The following is a 15,056-nucleotide window of genomic DNA, read 5'->3' as shown; positions in this document are numbered from 1 at the left end:
GAGCTGGTACATAACTCCCACCCTCGCCGTGGTCGAGCAGATCGTGCTCGCCAGGAGGGCCGACCTCTAAGTCGAGGTGCACCTGCCCAAGGTCCTCCCCGAGACGGTCCGGGCAGCCTTGGACGTCCACCGTGTACGGGTCGCCGCGGCGACCGGCCTCCTGCCCGGCTCGGTGCTCCGCCAATCCCTCGCCTTCGACGACGTGCGGACCCTGGCGACCATCGCGGCCGAGTACGGCGTCGCCCTCGCCGTGGAAGGTCTGACCACACACCAGGGACACTACCCCCTTCACGGTTCCGGGCCCAGCCCTGGGATCCGCAGCCTGCTCGACGTCGACGGTCTCCTCGACGTGGTGAACAGCGACCTGGGAGTGGAGGCGGGCGGAGGCTCTCATCCTTCCCAAGTTTGAGAGCCTCCATCACACCCGGCACGAAACAGAAGCGTGCCCGTGCGGTAGTCGCGCGGGCTGGTTCCGCGTTCGCGTTTGAACGCCGCGCTCAACCCGAAGGCGTTGGCGAACCCGACCCGCGCGGCTACGGCCTGGACGGTCATGCCTGGGTCACGCAGCAGGTCTGCGGCGAGAGTGAGCCGCCACTGGCGCAGATAGGTCATCGGCGGCAGCTCGACCAGGGAACTGAAACGCCTGGACAGGCCCGCCCGTGACACTCCGACCTCGGCGGCCAGCGAGGCCACCGTCCACGGGTGGGCCGGGCCGGCGTGCAGTAGGCGAAGTGCCGCACCCACGACCGGATCGCCGTGCGCCCGGTACCAACCTGGGACCTGCGCGCCGGGGCGGGTGAACCAGGCTCGCAGGGCGGTGATGAGCATCAGATCCAGAGTCCGGTCCAGCAAGGCCTGTTGGCCAGGTAAGGGGCGGGAGAACTCCTCGAAGAACCCGCTGCTCACCGGGCAGGTTCCAGTTCCCGCCTCCACCAGTGCCAAAGGTGGCAGCGCAGCGAGTAAACGCCCGGAGGGGCCGCCACCGTCCATGGTGAACAAGCCGTTCACCAGGACTGTGTGATCACCGTCGGCCGTGGCGAGGGGAAAGGGCAGCGCGGTCTCCCGTGCCAAGCCGTCCGGTCCGCTGCACCGACCTCCGGAGCGGACCACGGTGTCCGGTGTGGTCGCCGGGTCGTCGGCGGCGATGTAGGAGGCGCCCCCGCTCAGGACCGCTACGTCACCGGCTCCGAGCCGCACCGGGTCGCCAGCCTGCGGGACGATCCAACAGAAGCCCTCCAGCACCACGGCCAGGCTCAGCGGGGATCCGTGCTCGAAGCTCACCGCCCACGAACCAGACAGAGACGACCGGTGCAGGACCGCCCCATGGGTGCGGAGACCGTTCAACAAGTCTGTCAGGGGCTCCATACGGTTAGCGTAGACGAACAGGTATGGAGTTGAGCTTGTGGTTGCTGGTGACGCAGGGGCACGGGTGATTGGCTCGATCCATGGGTAACGAAAAGATTCTTGTAACAGGGGCTACGGGCAAGAGCGGGCGCCGCGTGGTGCGCCTCCTCCAGGAGAGGGGCTTCCCTGTCCGCGCGGCCTCTCGTTCGACCGAGGAACGCTTCGACTGGGCAGATCGGGGCACCTGGGAGGCGGCTTTGCACGACGTGGGGGCGGTGTACCTGCTTCATCCCGGTATGGAGGGCCAGAAGACCGCGGACGAGATCGTCGACTTCGCACGCCTGGCCGCGCGGTCCGGGGTCCGACGCGCGGTGGCGCTGACCGCGGGCGCCGGTGACGGAGAGAACGAGCAGTTCCCGTCCGGGGAGTCCCTCCTGGGGGCAGCGGGGCTGGAGTGGACCGAGCTGCGACCCCGCTGGTACGACCAGAACTTCAGCGAGGACTTCCTGTACGAGCCGGTCATGAGCGGCGAGCTGCGCCTCCCCGCCGGGGACGGGCACGAGGCGTTCATCGATGCCGAGGACATCGCCGAGGTAGCGGTGGCCGCCCTGACCGAGAAGGGTCACGCGGGGCAGAGCTACGAGCTGGCCGGCCCGAGGCTGATGAGCTTCGCCGACGCGGCCACCGAGATCTCCCGGGCCACCGGGCGCGACATCGGCTATGTGGCGCTGACCTCCGAGGAGTACGCCGCCGAGCAGCGCGGGCTGGGCGTTCCCGAGGAGTGGGTGCAGGTATCGGGCTGGCTGTACGAGCATGTGGCTTCCGGGGCGCTGGCCACGCTCACCGACGACGTGCAGAGGGTACTGGGCCGACCTCCTCGGGACTTCGCCGACTTCGCCCGCAAGGCGGCCGAGGAAGGGGCCTGGCAGGCCTGAGCACCGACTGGCCACACCGGAGACAGCCGCACCCCGGGTCCGCGGACGACCTCTGCCCCGGGGTGCGGCCTGTGCGGTCCCCGTAGGGTCGTTTCCCCTTCAACGACTTCTGGCCGGAAGGGTCGCACATGAAGGCGGCGTAGGAGGACGACCCGCATGCAACCGCTATGCGTGTGATCGGGCTCCGGTGGCGGCCGTCTTGTCACTTTCCGAAAGGTTCCGGCGCTTGTAGAGGGCGCTGAACACACCAGCGGCCAACAGTACTGCGGCGGCGATCGCCAGGGTGAGGCGGTAGGCGTTGTCGAAGGCCACCGTGGCGGCTTCCACCAGCGACGCCGCTTCGGCCGAGCCCATCCGGGCGGCCTCGGCCAGCGCCTGGTCGAAGCCGTCCGCGGACGAGGGTTGGGCCCCGGCAGGCAGGGAGACGGTGCTGGTGTAAACCGCACCTAGGACACTGCCCAGCACCGCCACGCCGGTCAGACTGCCGAGTTCGTAGGAGACCTCCTCCACCGAGGAGGCCATACCCGCCCGATGGACCGGGGCATTGCCCACGATCGCGACCGAGGCGGCGGTCGCCGCCGCACCAGCCCCCGCACCGATCACGAGCAGACCCGCCACCGTCCAGCCCATGGGTGCAGAGGTTGACAGGAGCACGCCCACCGTGCCCAAGCCTGCGGCCACGAGACCGGTTGCGATCACCGAGCGCGTCCCGGTGCGATGAAGCTGGGCGCCGACCACCACGCCTACGGGCAGTGACCCAGCGGCAAACGCGGCCACGACCAGGCCCGCGTGGAGGGGCGTCAGCTCCAGGACCAGCTGGAGGCGCTGCGTGAGTACCAGCTGCACCCCGGCGGTAGCAAGCATCGCCATTCCGGCGGCCAGGACGCCGATGACGATGCGCGGGTCGCGGAAAAGCGCGAAGTCGATCAACGGATAGTCCTGCCGCTGTTGCCGACGCGTGAAGAGCCAGAAACCAGCAGCTGCGGCCGTTCCTGCAGCCGCGACCGCGAACCAGGACGGCGAGGGGCTGGTGGCCTCCTTGATCATGTAGACCACGCCGACGAGCCCCACCATGATCTGGACCGAGGCCCATAGATCCCAGGGTCTGTCGGAGCTGCCCGAGCCGCCGGGAGCGACCAGGGCGGCCATCACCAGCGCTGCCAGGACCACGGGAACGTTCACCAGGAAGACCGATCCCCACCAGAAGTACTCCAGCAGCAGACCGCCCACGATCGGTCCGAGGGCGGCGCCGACCATCGCCACCGTCCCCCACACGCCGATGGCGATACCGCGCTCGCGCTCGTCCGTGAAGGTCACACGGATGAGGGACAGTGTCGCGGGCATCATCGCCGCCGCACCCACGGCCAGGAAGGCCCGCGCGGCGATCAACACCGCGGGTGCAGGGGCGTAGGCGGCCACGACCGAGGCCGTTCCGAACAGCACCAGCCCGATCAGGTACATGCGTTTGTGCCCCACGCGGTCGCCCAGGGTTCCCGCGCCCAGCAACAGTCCGGCCATCACCAGGGGATAGGCGTTGATGATCCAGAGCTTCTGGGAGGTGCTGGCACCGAGATCGGCAGTCAGGGTGGGCAGGGCGGTGTAGAGCACCGTCATGTCCACCGCGATGAGCAGAAGTCCGGCGGAGACGGCGACCAGGACCAGCCAGCGCCGGGCCTTGCTCGGAGTCGGTTGCATAGTGCCGCTCATGCGGATTCCTCCTGTGCGGACGCGGTTTCCTGTGACGTGTGCGTGAGTGCGGTCATGCGTTCATCCAGGGCCTGCCTGACGTCCTCAGGAATCGCAACGCCGGTGGTGACCTCGAAGAGCCAGAACCCGTCAGCGGCCAACCGGGCCAGGAACAGGTCAAGCTCGGCGGGGTCGATGGAACGGGGCTCAGGAGCCCAACGCTCCATCAGCTCGTTCCAGGGCCGGGCAAGCTCGGGGTGGGCAGCGGACTCCACCATCAGGGCCAGGTCCGCCTGGTGCGCGCCTTCGCGCATGGTGACACGTGTGTACGCGGCGCCGCGTTCCGCCGTGGTGGCTTCTTCCCACGGTTTGCCAAGCTCCGCTCGAAGGCTCTCCTCCAAGGTCCGGGTGACGTGTCTCTGGATCGCCAGCAGCAGTTCCTCACGTGAGCGGAAGTGGTAGAGGAGGCCTCCCTTGGTCAGGCCGGCCTCCTCGGCGGTGGATTCGAAGGTCAGGCCGGTGATGCCCTCGCGCTCGATCACACGGACCGCGGCTTCCAGGATCAGGTTTCTCGAACTCGGTCGCATGCCATAACTGTACCTTCCGAAAAGTATAGTTACTGCCTGGGCTCAGCCCGGAGAGGGACAGTCACGCATGACAGGGCGCATCTACGAGTCCGGACTCGAAGTCCCGAACCCGGAGCCTTCGTGCCGGCAGCGCCCGTGGGAGTACCCCTCTCCTGCTCACACCATCGCTCCACAGGTCAACGCGACGTTCCCCATAGTCCGAAACGCGTGGTTTCAACCCGGGGCACCTGCCGCGCGGGTGCTAGTTTTCCCGTGGCTCGGCAGTGAGTGCCCGTCCCGCTCACCTTCAGACGGCGGTCAAAGCCACTCCTGGGGGCAGCGGTACCCCTGCTCGGACCAGTCTGTCCGAGGCTGCGCATACCCCCGGATCGCTTGCACACCCCTGTCGGGAGGCGGGCGCGTGCGAACACCCCCCCGGGGGGGCGGGATCGCGTTCGAACACCACCGCAGGCGCGCCAAAAGCGCTGAAACGCCCGCCACGAAAGGATGAGATGAAGCGCTTCACCACTACAGCCCACGTGCCCGCCACCTTGGACGATCTGGCCCACTCCGAAGCCCTGGAACCCTTCCGGGGCAGGCAACTCGACCCCGGTGTTCACGAGGTCGTCCACTTCGACGGCACACTCTTCGACGACATCGAAGCCAGCGGATCGCGGTTCCTGGAGTGTGCCTTCACCGGGGTGCGGTTCGACCACGGTCGGCTACGCCGCTCCCGGTTCAGCGACGTGTGGATGCACACCGCGCGCATGACTGGCACCGATTTGGCCGAGTCCACCTGGGCCGACAGCTATGTCCTCGCGAGCCTGCTGGCCGGCGCCGTGGCTTTCGGGGGTGAACTCCAACGGGTTGTCTTCTCCTCCTGCAAGCTCAACGCGGTCAACTTCCGAGCGGCGGAGCTGGTCGACGTCGTCTTCGAGGACTGTGTCCTGACCGACGTGGACTTCGGCGAAGCCACGCTGACGAGGGTGCGGTTTCCCGGCTCCAGTGTCGAGGGCGTACACCTGGCCAAGGCCACGCTGAAGGACGTGGACCTGCGCGGTGCCACCGAACTGGAACTCGCCTCGGGGTACGAGTCACTGAGGGGAGCAACCATCAGCCAGGCCCAGTTGGCTGGGGTCGCGCCCGCCCTGGCCACCACGCTGGGCATCACCGTCCAAGACTGAGAGACCCACTCCGGACAATGGCCCCCGCGGCCGATCACGTGGGGCTGGCCCCTCAGGCCGAGCCCGTTGTCATCGTCCAAAGCCGTCAGGCGCAGTCGGCTTCGTCAGCGGCGCCTTGGTCACCCTTGGTCACGAGAATCTCCTCGATGCTGACGTGCGGTTCGGTGTGCCATCAGCTGGACCGGGTTCTCGTTCGGCCGACGACCTAGCACCTTCTGCTGCTCGACCCACACTGAACGCCTTCGACCAGGGTTGATGAATATTCATTGACAAATATTCATCAGGAACAGTACAACTGTCCGGGCCAGGACCCGCATTTCACCGGGCCGCCCGTCCAAGGAGTAAGACGGAAGGCCCACGACCGGCCGTCACCCAACGGCGGACCGCCCATCGCGAACACATCTCCACATGAGGAGCCAGAAGGCATGACCGAACCACTGACCGTGGACACCGGGACCGGCTACGGCCGCAAGCGACCGTCCCATGACGCCCGACTCACCGAGGTCGGCGCCGGAACGCCGATGGGTGAGGCACTGCGCCGCTACTGGCATCCCATCGCCACCGCATCGGCGCTCACCAGTGAACAACCGCACCGCACCCGCGTCCTGGGGGAGGACCTGGTCGTCTTCCGTGACGGGCAGGGGCGCGCCGGCGTGGTCTTCGAACGATGCGCCCACCGCGGCAGCAGCCTGTACTACGGCCGTATCGAGGACGACGGCATCCGCTGCTGCTATCACGGGTGGAAGTTCGATGTCCGCGGCCACTGCCTGGACCAGGCGTGTGAACCCGGCGGCGGGCGCCGTCGCGAGGTCGCGAGGCAGCCGTGGTACCCGGTCGAGGAGCGCTACGGCCTCGTCTTCGTCTACATGGGCCCGCCCGATCTCAAGCCTGCCCTGCCGCGCTGGGACAACCTGGATCCCGTTGAGGAGGGGGACCAGTACTACGCGGGCTGGCCCGTCCCCGGAGCCGAGGTGACGGGGATGGAACAGGACTTCAACTGGTTGCAGATCTGGGAGAACGCGATCGACAACGCGCACGTCACCTGGCTGCACTACAAGCACTCCGGTGCCCAGCTCACGGGGACCGGTACCTCTGAGGGCCTGCCGGAGAGCTTCTATGACCCGTCGCGCGTCGCGGAGACGACCAGCTATCACAGGACCGAGTACGGAGCCAAATACCACCAGCGCTACGAGACGACCGGTCCCGACGGGGAAGAGACCAAGTTGGAGTGGCGTCTGGAACAGCAGCTCCCCAACATCATCGCGCTTCCGGACTTCACACAGGTGGCCCCCGACACACGCCACAACCTGCTGATCTGGATCGTCCCCAGCGACGACACCCACCACCGTGTCTTCTTCTCGATCCGGTCCGGCGACCCGGGTCGCATGGAGCGCCTGGTCTTCGGTATCAAGCAGAACGGCAAAATGTTCTGGGAGATGACCGAGGAGGACCTCCGGCGCTACCCCAGCGACATCGAGGCCCAAGGTTCACAGGGGCCGATCACTCTCCATTCGGAGGAGACGCTGGCCTCTTCCGACCGCGGGGTGGTGATGGTCCGCCGGATGCTGCGAACCATGGTCGAGGACGTCGAGGCCGGCCGGGACCCGGTGGGTGTGAGCCGGGTCGACGGCTCCCCGCGGCACGTTGAGTCCGGCGTGTTCACCCTGTCCGCCATCTCCCAGGGAGGAACCCAGACCGAAACGTCCGCGACCACGACTGGGGCATGAGTGGCGAACATGTGGATGGACGCGGTCGTCCTATCGCGGACGGTCGCCGCAGCCGACATCATCCTGCTCGACCTCGTCGCGGGAGACGGCGCTGACCTTCCCGCCTACACCGCCGGAGCCCACATCGACGTACTGTTGGACGGAGTCGGCCTGGTTCGTCAGTACTCGTTGTGTGATCCGCCCGGGAGCGGACGTTACCGGCTGGCCGTGCTGCACACCCCGAACTCCCGTGGCGGCTCCCGCGCGATGCACGCACTCCGGTCAGGCGACCGGCTGCGAATCTCCGCGCCTCGCAACCGGTTCCCCCTCGCCCCAGCCCGCCGGCACCTGCTTCTGGCGGGAGGTATCGGCATCACGCCACTGCTGTCCATGGCGAGGTCACTGGATGCTGAGGGGGGCGAGTACGCGCTGTACTACTGCGCGCGGAGCCGTGCCGACGCGGCGTTCGTGTCCGACCTGGCGGAGAACCCCAGGGTTACCTTCCGCTTCGACGACAGTGATCGGGACCCGCTCGACATCGTCGGCGTCCTGGGAGAACCCACGCCGGACACCGCGGTCTACGTCTGCGGTCCCGGCGGCTTCATGGACCATGTGCTGAGCCGGGCCGAGGCGATGGGCTGGCCTCCCACCGCGCTACACAAGGAGAGTTTCAACAGCGGCGTCACGAGTCTCGAGACCGGGTGGCCGGGCGCCTTCACGGTGAAACTGGCGTCCGAGGGCGTCGAATACCACGTCCCCCAGGACCGGAGCGTCCTCGACGTCCTCCTGGAGAACGGCGTCGATGCGCCGTCCTCATGTCAGCAGGGCATCTGCGGGGAGTGCGTCGTGCGGGTCCTGGCGGGAGAGCCCGATCATCGCGACGATGTGCTCACGACCGACGAGCACGACAACGGATTCTTCGCGACCTGTTCGTCCCGGGCGCTGTCACGGGTCCTGGAGCTGGACCTGTGACGAAGGCGGGAACACAGAGGAGACCCCGAGGGTTCGCCTGACGGGCTATCGGTCCTGGTGAAGGCGCGGCGGCTGTGCTCGCGGTCTGCCTGCGCACGTGTGGGCGTCGGTCGGTGCTCGCCTCGAGCACCGACCGGCCCGGGTCCCTCAACCCTCTGGCCGCCCGGGCGGGGTCCCGGTGGCGAGCGCGGACATCAGGTGGGCCAGCTGATCAGCGTAATGGTCCACGAAGGCCTCCGAGGAGGGATCCTCCCCGGTGAACGTACGCGCCACGTCCGGCATGATCACCGGGGCGATCGCGGCGGCGAAGAAGGCCAGCGTCAACGCACCGGCGTCCAGGTCGTCACGGATCTCTCCGCTGGCCTGCCGTTGTCTGGTCTGCTCGACGAAGTCGGCCACGCGTCGCAGGCCGGCGGGCGAACCACCGTCCAACTCCTCGCGTACCAGGAGCTGCGCCCACGCGCGCTCCTGGTGCGCGTCGCGCACATAGGTGCGGATGAGCTCGGCGTACGGTTCCGGCCCGCCGATCATCTCCGTGCTCGTCCTGTGCCAGCTCTCCTGGAGCGCGTCGTAGAGGCCTTGTTTGCCACCGAAGTGGTAGGTGATCAACTGGTGGCTCACCCCCGCGGCGGTGGCGATGCGCATGATCCGAGCCCCAGCGAAACCGTTTCGGCCAAACTCCTCGCGCGCGGCTTCCAGGATCGCTCTGCGATTGCCTTCCGGATCCCTGCGTCGCTGGGGGTCAGAAGAGCGACGACGACGCTGCCCCGTGTTCGCCACCTTTCGCGCCTCCCTTGCCCGTACCAATCAGAACAGGAGGCCCATGCTAGCGCCGGCCGACTGCTGCCCTGCGGCTCGTGCGCCGCACCGAGTCTACTGACCTGACGGCGAACGACGAGAGCTACAACAGCAACCGGCCTCGCCACTCACCGACAGTGACACCCTTCGGGCCTCGAACTGATCGTCACCTCCCGCGTAACAATCGGCAGCCCGAACTGGCAAACACCACCGTGGAGCGATAACCACGACGTCGGCTTCAACGAGAGAGAACGCATTGGCGGCACCACCTACAAGCCCACCATCGTCAGCCGCAGACCCAGGCGGGCCCGCCTTGCAGCGGACCCGGTCGCCGGTGCCTGCCGTGGGATAACCAGTCGCATTGATGCCCTTGTCGTAGTGAACCCAGTAGTTCCTTTGGCTCGTCGGAAGGCTTGAGTAGCGCGAGCAGGGCCCGCTCGGCATCGCGGCAGGCACATTCGAAAGCTGCCCGGGCAGACCCTGATCCGCTCCAGCTCCCGAAAGTGCCTAGTCGCACCGGGCGGTCATACCGCCGTCCACCACGATCTCGGTGCCGGTCACGAACCGGGCCTCGTCCGAAGCCAGGTACAGGGCGGCGTACGCCGTGTCCCGACCATCTCCCATGAACCCGAGCGGAATGCGTGACTGGCGCTGCTCGAGCAGCTTCTCCACGTCACCGCCCGTGCGCTGGCCCGCGAGGCGCGCCTCGACCATGGGCGTGTGCAGCTGCCCTGGGACCACGGTGTTGACCCGTACCCCCTGCGACCCGTACTGGGCGGCGGAGACCTTGGAGAACTGGATCACGCCCGCCTTCGTCGATGCGTAGGCGACCTGCGGAGAACCAGTGAAGCGCATGCCGGAGGTGGAGGCGATGTTGATGATCGACCCCGCTCGCTGGCGCAACATGTGCGGGAGCACTTCGTGGCAGGTGCGGTAGACGCTCGAGAGGTTGAGGTCGATCTGGCGTTGCCAGTCCTCCTCGCTGAGCTCGGCGGCACCACCGTGGCGCGAGCCTCCGACGACGTTGACGAGGACGTCGATGCGTCCTTCCCGTTCGACGGTGGCCTCCACAAGGCGGTTTACCGAAGCCGCGTCCGTCACGTCACAGGTGTCGGGTGTCACGGTCCCACCCTCGCCCCGGATGAGCTCCACTGTCGGTTCCAGTGCCTCGGGGCTGATGTCGGCGGCCGTGACCCGGGCTCCCTCCCCGGCGAAGATCGCCGCACAGGCCCTTCCGTTCCCCCATCCGGGGGCGACGCTCCCGGCACCGACGATGAGTGCCACCTTGTCCTGTAGTCGAGCCATGGCGGCTTGTCTCCTGTTCTTCTCGTTGGTGATGGTCGTTGACCGCTACGCGGTCGTGGGCTCGAAACCGAAGAGGGTCTCCGGATTCCTGACGAGCAGACCGAGTCGCTCTTCGGGGGTGGGCGCGATGGCTGTGATGCCCTTGACGAGGTCGTGGTCCCAGGGCATGTACCCATGGGTGTTCGGGTGTGGGAAGTCGGTGCCCCACACGCAGCGGTCCGGGTGTCGTTGGGCGAGTCGGCGCGCGAAGGCCAGGCCGTCCGCCATCGAGGGTGTGCGCCGTGAGATCCGGTCCGCGCCGCTGAGCTTGACCCAGGTGTCGTCACGTTCGAGGAGCTGGTCGAGCAGGGAGACGCGCGGGTCCTCGTTCTCTGGGGTGGGGTCGACGCGTCCCATGTGGTCGATGACGATGGGGATGGCGATGTCGTCCACGATCTCGGTGAACTCGGCCAGCCCGTCCTCCATCACGTGGACCTCGAGGTGCCATCCGTGGGGGCCGATCCGGTCCACCAGGGCCTTGATCTGGTCATGGGAGGGTGACCTTCCGAGGTGGGGCGCGAAGTGGACCCGCGCCCCGCAGAAACCGGCGGAGTCGAGTCGTTCCACCTCTGCCGCGGGTGTCGCGGGGTCTAGGAGCGCGACAGCTCGGTAGGCGCCCTCACCGCGTTCGAGCGCGTCGAGCAGGACCGAGTGGTCGTTGCCGTGGGTGGCGGACTGGACCAGGACGGAGCGTTCGAATCCCATCGTCGCGTGGAGTTCACGCAGCAGTTCCAAGGGCGCGTCCTGCGGGGTGAAGGTGCGTTCCGGAGCGAAGGGAAAGACGCGGTGGGGCCCGAATACGTGGACGTGCGCGTCACAACTGCCCGGGGGAAGGGAGATCCCCGGGTTCTGGAACTCGCGGTGCGGTCCGGGCGTGGTCACCTCAAGATCGTGCATGGCCGAACACCTCTTCGGGAGCGGTGGTCACGGCGTCCCTGTCGTGCGGGTGGACGTCCAGGGCCACCAGGAAGCGGCTGACCATGTTGTAGGCGGCCACGGTCGCGGTGATCTCGGCGACCTGTTGGTCGGTGAACTCCGCCGCCAAAGCGGCGAAGGTCGCCTCTTCGACCGTGACGTGCCGAGTCATCTCGTCGGTGTAGCGCAGGATCACGTCGTAGACGGGGTTGCCCGTCTGCGCGGAGTCGGACGCGATGACCTCCAACACTTCCTGCGTGAGGCCGGCGCGTCTGCCGACGTCGACGTGCGCGTGCCATTCGTAGGCGGCCCCGTTCACGTGACCGACGCGAAGGATGATGAGTTCCCGCAGGTCGTCACCGAGGGTGAAACGGCTGCGGACGGCGCCCAGCAGGGCGTTCCACCCCTGCGCCAGGGGGTCGTTGTGCAGGAGCAGCAGATCGAGCGGGGTCAGCGTGCCGCCACGGCGGGCACGCATCTCAGCCTCGGCAGGCCCCGCGGGGGAACCGTACGCGATGCGTGGCATGGAAGCTCCAGTGTCTGTGGTGTGCGGGCGGGGGGCTGTCAGGACCGGCGGGGCGGAACCGAGGCCGCGAACCGGATGATCGCGTCCGCGCACTCCGCCGGACGCTCGGGGAGCAGGGCGTGGCCCGCGCCCTGGATGACCTCCTCGGTCACGCGGTCCGCGCCGAGCAGCGGCAGGTAGAGGTTGGGGATGACGACCGCGTCGTGTTCGGCCTGGAGGTCGAGGATGGGAACGCCACCCGCGGGGAAGTACTCATCGACCGGCGTGTTCTCACGCGCGTGCGCCTGCATCAGGTGTGTGGGCCAGCTCCATCCCTCGAGCCAGACCCGGGGGTCGTGGCCGGGGGCGAAGAACGCCGCCCGCAGGCACCGGATGCGCTCCTCCTCGCTGAGGTCGGGGTTGCCCGCGCCGTCGATTTCCTTGCGGAGTCGGCCGTAGGGGCGTTCGGTGAGCGTGGGCGGAACCTTGCCGGCCGACGCTGCGGCAAGGACCAGGCCCCTGACGAGTTCCGGACGGGAGTGGGCGAGCATGCGGGCGGGCTGGCTACCGAAGGCGTGGCCAACGACGATCGCGTCGCGCACGCCCGCTTCCTCGACGGCGGCGGCCACGTCGGACGCCAGGTCGTGCAGGGTCAGGTTTTCGGTGGGGCCCTGGCTCTGACCGAAGCCGCGGGGCTGAGGCCGCACCACCAGGTGTCCGGCCCGTTCGAGCAGGCGGGCGACCTCGTCGAAGTCGGCCGCTCCGCGTCCCAGCGACGGGAGGAGGACCACGGGGTCCCCCGAGCCCTGGATGAAGACCTCGACGGTGACGTCGCCGCGCCTGACGATCAGCTGCCTCACGGCGTCCTGCTGGCGAGTACCTGCTGGATCCACGTTCCATCCCTCATTCTGTACGCATCACGTACTTTTGTACGTCTTATGAACATCAGTCTGTTGCGAAAGCTCGTGTGAGTCAAGGAGGCGCTCGTCCGATCGGACAAGGTTCCGCCCGCGGCGCCTCGTGGCCTAACCGAACGTGAAGATGAACGGCGCCCAGGCGTACATCGCCAGGACGATGAGCGCTGAACCCAGCATGGTGACGGCGAACCCCGCCTTGATCATGTCGCCGATGGTGATGAGCCCGGTTCCATAGATCACGCTGTTGGGTGGAGTCGCGGCCGGGAGCATGAACGCGCAGTTCACGGCGAGGGTGGCGGCGAGCATGACGAAGAGCGGGTCATGTCCCAGGGCGATGGCCACAGTGCCCATGAGCGGCACGAAGAGGATGGCCGTGGCTCCGGTGGAGGTGAACTCGGTCAGCATCGCGAGCGAGACGACCATGATGATGAGGAAGACGACCCCGGGCACGCCCTGGAGTCCGATGAACCGGTCGCCCACCCATTGGGAGAGACCGGAGGAGTCCACCGCGCCGGCCAGGGCGAATCCGCCGCCGAGAAGCAGCAGCACTCCCCAGGGAACCTTCTTGGTGTCGCTCCACTCGAGGAGGCGAGGGGACTCGGCACTGCGGGAGGGCAGCAGGAACAGGAGGATCGCACCGACCACGGCGATCATGCCGTCGGTGATCTCGGGCACGAACGGAGCCACGAGCCAGGTCCGGGTGAACCACAGCAGTGAAACGGCCAGCCCGACAACGGTGACGAGCTTCTCCTCGAACGACATGCGCCCCAGCGCACGGTGTTCGTCGTCGATGATCGTCCGGCCCCCGGGGATGGTCTTCATCCGCATTCTGAACCGGATCTTCACCAGGTAGAGCCAGAAACACAGGAGGAAGACGGTCGCGAACGGGACGGCGAAGGCCGCGAACTGCGCGAAGGAGATCTCGACGCCGAGCGACTCGTTGGCGTGGGAGATGAAGAAGGGGATGCTGGTCCCACCCAGGACGGTGCTCATCCCGAAGATGGTGGCCGAGTACCCGACGCCGAAGATGAGCGCCTTCTCGAAGCGACGCGAGTCAGCCGCGTGCGAGTCGCCCTTCTCCGCGTCCTTGACGCTCGTGATGATGGCCAGGGCGATCGGAAGCATCATCATCGTGGCCGCCGTGTTGGTCACGAAGAAGGAGAGGATCGATGTCGCGATCATGAATCCGAGGATCAGGCGAGGCGCCGAATTCCCGAGGAGTCTGATGATGCCGATCGCCATCCGCCTGTGCAGGCCCCATTTCTCCAGGGCGCCAGCCAGAAGGAACCCGCCCATGAACAGGAAGATGATGTTGTTGCTGTAGGCCGAGAAGACACTTCCCGAATCGACCACCCCTGTCAGGGGCAGGACGATGATGGGTAGCAGGGCAGTGGCGGGCAGGGGGATGCATTCACTCACCCACCACAGAGCCATCCAGGCGACGACGCCCAGGACGATCGAACCCTCGGTTGACAGACCCGCGGGCTGGTAGACGAAGCCGAAGAGAGCGAAGGCGAGAGGCCCGAGTGCCATGCACAGACGTCTGAGCGCGACTCCGCCTCCGGGGGTGCTCTTCTTACTCCCGTCACCTCGCGCTTCCTGGTGCCCCTCTCCAGAGACGGGAAAGGACTCAGAGGCACGTCCGGGCTTGATGATTCTTCCGAGAACCCCCTTGGTCCGATCGTGCTCAGACCACAGGAAATTGGACACAGCTGCAATCATTTCTTCCTAACCCCCTGGATGATTCGAACACCGAGCCCTGGCGCGCCGCCCCACCCTCGTCTGGAGTGATCCGCGCCAAGGATCATGGGTGGCTCCAAACCCGTCGGAGCATGGGCCTTGAGCGGGAAAGCCGGAGATCGGGGTCCGCACTTGGAGCGACCGCCTGCCCGGTCCCATGGACGCACCGGCACCCCGCCTCGGCCACACTGTGCCGCCGACGATCGGTGGCCGGGCGGACCGACGTCAGCACGACCGCGGAGGCGGTCATGGTCTGCCGCTGTTCCCGTCAGCGCTAGTTAGGCGTTGTACGGCCTCGTCGAGTAGGCGGGTTTCGCCACTTCAGCATGGGTTGTACGCATTGCGTACCTTTGTACGCAAAGCTCACCGTACAGTGTGCCCCCGGTCACGTCAACGGGATGGGTGAGCAAGCGACCAAGGAGCCGAGGCCAGGCGCACACCGCT

At 67.3% G+C, this 15,056-nt stretch carries 14 protein-coding genes; 5 read left to right on the top strand and 9 right to left on the bottom strand.

Annotated features, from left to right (window positions below):
• Positions 1–76 precede the first annotated feature (76 nt).
• Entirely contained in the window at positions 77–409 is a 333-nt protein-coding gene (locus tag AC0VYM_RS13705) for a hypothetical protein (protein WP_475462654.1), read from the top strand.
• Here the strand turns inward: AC0VYM_RS13705 and AC0VYM_RS13700 are convergent.
• Positions 391–1,365: an AraC family transcriptional regulator gene (locus tag AC0VYM_RS13700; RefSeq protein WP_475462653.1), complete on the bottom strand. Its 975-nt coding sequence runs from the start codon at positions 1,363–1,365 to the stop codon at positions 391–393. The genes AC0VYM_RS13705 and AC0VYM_RS13700 overlap by 19 nt on opposite strands.
• Positions 1,366–1,445: 80 nt before the next feature.
• On the opposite strand from AC0VYM_RS13700, the gene AC0VYM_RS13695 reads away from it, so the two are divergent.
• A complete protein-coding gene (locus AC0VYM_RS13695; RefSeq protein ID WP_475462652.1) occupies positions 1,446–2,279 on the top strand; it encodes an NmrA family NAD(P)-binding protein in 834 nt (277 codons plus the stop codon).
• A 165-nt stretch (positions 2,280–2,444) separates the two neighbouring features.
• On the opposite strand, the gene AC0VYM_RS13690 is transcribed toward AC0VYM_RS13695, so the two are convergent.
• Complete coding sequence (locus AC0VYM_RS13690) at positions 2,445–3,986, bottom strand: MFS transporter (RefSeq protein WP_475462651.1); 1,542 nt, start codon at positions 3,984–3,986, stop codon at positions 2,445–2,447.
• Positions 3,983–4,552 carry a TetR/AcrR family transcriptional regulator gene (locus AC0VYM_RS13685; RefSeq protein WP_475462650.1) on the bottom strand — a complete coding sequence of 190 codons (570 nt, stop codon included), beginning with the start codon at positions 4,550–4,552 and terminating at the stop codon, positions 3,983–3,985. Before AC0VYM_RS13685 ends, AC0VYM_RS13690 begins: the two co-directional genes overlap by 4 nt.
• A 491-nt stretch (positions 4,553–5,043) precedes the next feature.
• Between AC0VYM_RS13685 and AC0VYM_RS13680 the strand changes: the two genes are divergently transcribed.
• The 3 genes from AC0VYM_RS13680 to AC0VYM_RS13670 all read left to right on the top strand — a co-directional run bounded on the left by AC0VYM_RS13680 (position 5,044) and on the right by AC0VYM_RS13670 (position 8,393).
• On the top strand, positions 5,044–5,715 hold the full coding sequence (locus AC0VYM_RS13680; protein WP_475462649.1) for a pentapeptide repeat-containing protein: 672 nt from the start codon (positions 5,044–5,046) through the stop codon (positions 5,713–5,715).
• A 425-nt stretch (positions 5,716–6,140) separates the two neighbouring features.
• On the top strand, positions 6,141–7,442 hold the full coding sequence (locus AC0VYM_RS13675; RefSeq protein WP_475462648.1) for a Rieske 2Fe-2S domain-containing protein: 1,302 nt from the start codon (positions 6,141–6,143) through the stop codon (positions 7,440–7,442).
• A 9-nt stretch (positions 7,443–7,451) separates the two neighbouring features.
• Positions 7,452–8,393, top strand: a complete 942-nt coding sequence (locus AC0VYM_RS13670; RefSeq protein ID WP_475463032.1) for a PDR/VanB family oxidoreductase — start codon at positions 7,452–7,454, stop codon at positions 8,391–8,393.
• A gap of 147 nt (positions 8,394–8,540) precedes the next feature.
• Here AC0VYM_RS13670 and AC0VYM_RS13665 read toward each other — a convergent pair whose 3' ends face one another.
• From AC0VYM_RS13665 to AC0VYM_RS13640, 6 genes are all read right to left on the bottom strand, one after another.
• Positions 8,541–9,173, bottom strand: a complete 633-nt coding sequence (locus AC0VYM_RS13665) for a TetR/AcrR family transcriptional regulator (RefSeq protein ID WP_475462647.1) — start codon at positions 9,171–9,173, stop codon at positions 8,541–8,543.
• A gap of 525 nt (positions 9,174–9,698) precedes the next feature.
• Positions 9,699–10,496 (bottom strand): SDR family NAD(P)-dependent oxidoreductase, encoded by a 798-nt coding sequence (locus tag AC0VYM_RS13660; protein WP_475462646.1) that lies wholly within the window; start codon positions 10,494–10,496, stop codon positions 9,699–9,701.
• A gap of 45 nt (positions 10,497–10,541) precedes the next feature.
• A complete protein-coding gene (locus AC0VYM_RS13655; protein WP_475462645.1) occupies positions 10,542–11,432 on the bottom strand; it encodes an amidohydrolase family protein in 891 nt (296 codons plus the stop codon).
• Positions 11,419–11,976, bottom strand: a complete 558-nt coding sequence (locus AC0VYM_RS13650) for a carboxymuconolactone decarboxylase family protein (protein WP_475462644.1) — start codon at positions 11,974–11,976, stop codon at positions 11,419–11,421. Before AC0VYM_RS13650 ends, AC0VYM_RS13655 begins: the two co-directional genes overlap by 14 nt.
• A 38-nt stretch (positions 11,977–12,014) precedes the next feature.
• A complete protein-coding gene (locus AC0VYM_RS13645) occupies positions 12,015–12,815 on the bottom strand; it encodes an alpha/beta fold hydrolase (protein WP_475462643.1) in 801 nt (266 codons plus the stop codon).
• A gap of 165 nt (positions 12,816–12,980) precedes the next feature.
• On the bottom strand, positions 12,981–14,405 hold the full coding sequence (locus tag AC0VYM_RS13640; RefSeq protein ID WP_475462642.1) for an SLC13 family permease: 1,425 nt from the start codon (positions 14,403–14,405) through the stop codon (positions 12,981–12,983).
• Between the last annotated feature and the right edge of the window lie 651 nt (positions 14,406–15,056).

The sequence above is a fragment of the Nocardiopsis sp. iso_237 genome, assembly GCF_056173345.1.
The sequence above is the reverse complement of the archived record's forward strand: the minus strand, read 5'-3'. Positions and strand labels throughout refer to the sequence as shown.

Excerpts from the sequence above, each read along its gene's own strand:
- AC0VYM_RS13700 (WP_475462653.1), bottom strand. The coding sequence starts at position 1,365 with ATGGAGCCCCTGACAGACTTGTTGAACGGTCTCCGCACCCATGGGGCG.
- AC0VYM_RS13695 (WP_475462652.1), top strand. The coding sequence starts at position 1,446 with ATGGGTAACGAAAAGATTCTTGTAACAGGGGCTACGGGCAAGAGCGGG.
- AC0VYM_RS13690 (WP_475462651.1), bottom strand. The coding sequence starts at position 3,986 with ATGAGCGGCACTATGCAACCGACTCCGAGCAAGGCCCGGCGCTGGCTG.
- AC0VYM_RS13685 (WP_475462650.1), bottom strand. The coding sequence starts at position 4,552 with ATGCGACCGAGTTCGAGAAACCTGATCCTGGAAGCCGCGGTCCGTGTG.
- AC0VYM_RS13680 (WP_475462649.1), top strand. The coding sequence starts at position 5,044 with ATGAAGCGCTTCACCACTACAGCCCACGTGCCCGCCACCTTGGACGAT.
- AC0VYM_RS13675 (WP_475462648.1), top strand. The coding sequence starts at position 6,141 with ATGACCGAACCACTGACCGTGGACACCGGGACCGGCTACGGCCGCAAG.
- AC0VYM_RS13670 (WP_475463032.1), top strand. The coding sequence starts at position 7,452 with ATGTGGATGGACGCGGTCGTCCTATCGCGGACGGTCGCCGCAGCCGAC.
- AC0VYM_RS13660 (WP_475462646.1), bottom strand. The coding sequence starts at position 10,496 with ATGGCTCGACTACAGGACAAGGTGGCACTCATCGTCGGTGCCGGGAGC.
- AC0VYM_RS13655 (WP_475462645.1), bottom strand. The coding sequence starts at position 11,432 with ATGCACGATCTTGAGGTGACCACGCCCGGACCGCACCGCGAGTTCCAG.
- AC0VYM_RS13650 (WP_475462644.1), bottom strand. The coding sequence starts at position 11,976 with ATGCCACGCATCGCGTACGGTTCCCCCGCGGGGCCTGCCGAGGCTGAG.
- AC0VYM_RS13640 (WP_475462642.1), bottom strand. The coding sequence starts at position 14,405 with ATGGCACTCGGGCCTCTCGCCTTCGCTCTCTTCGGCTTCGTCTACCAG.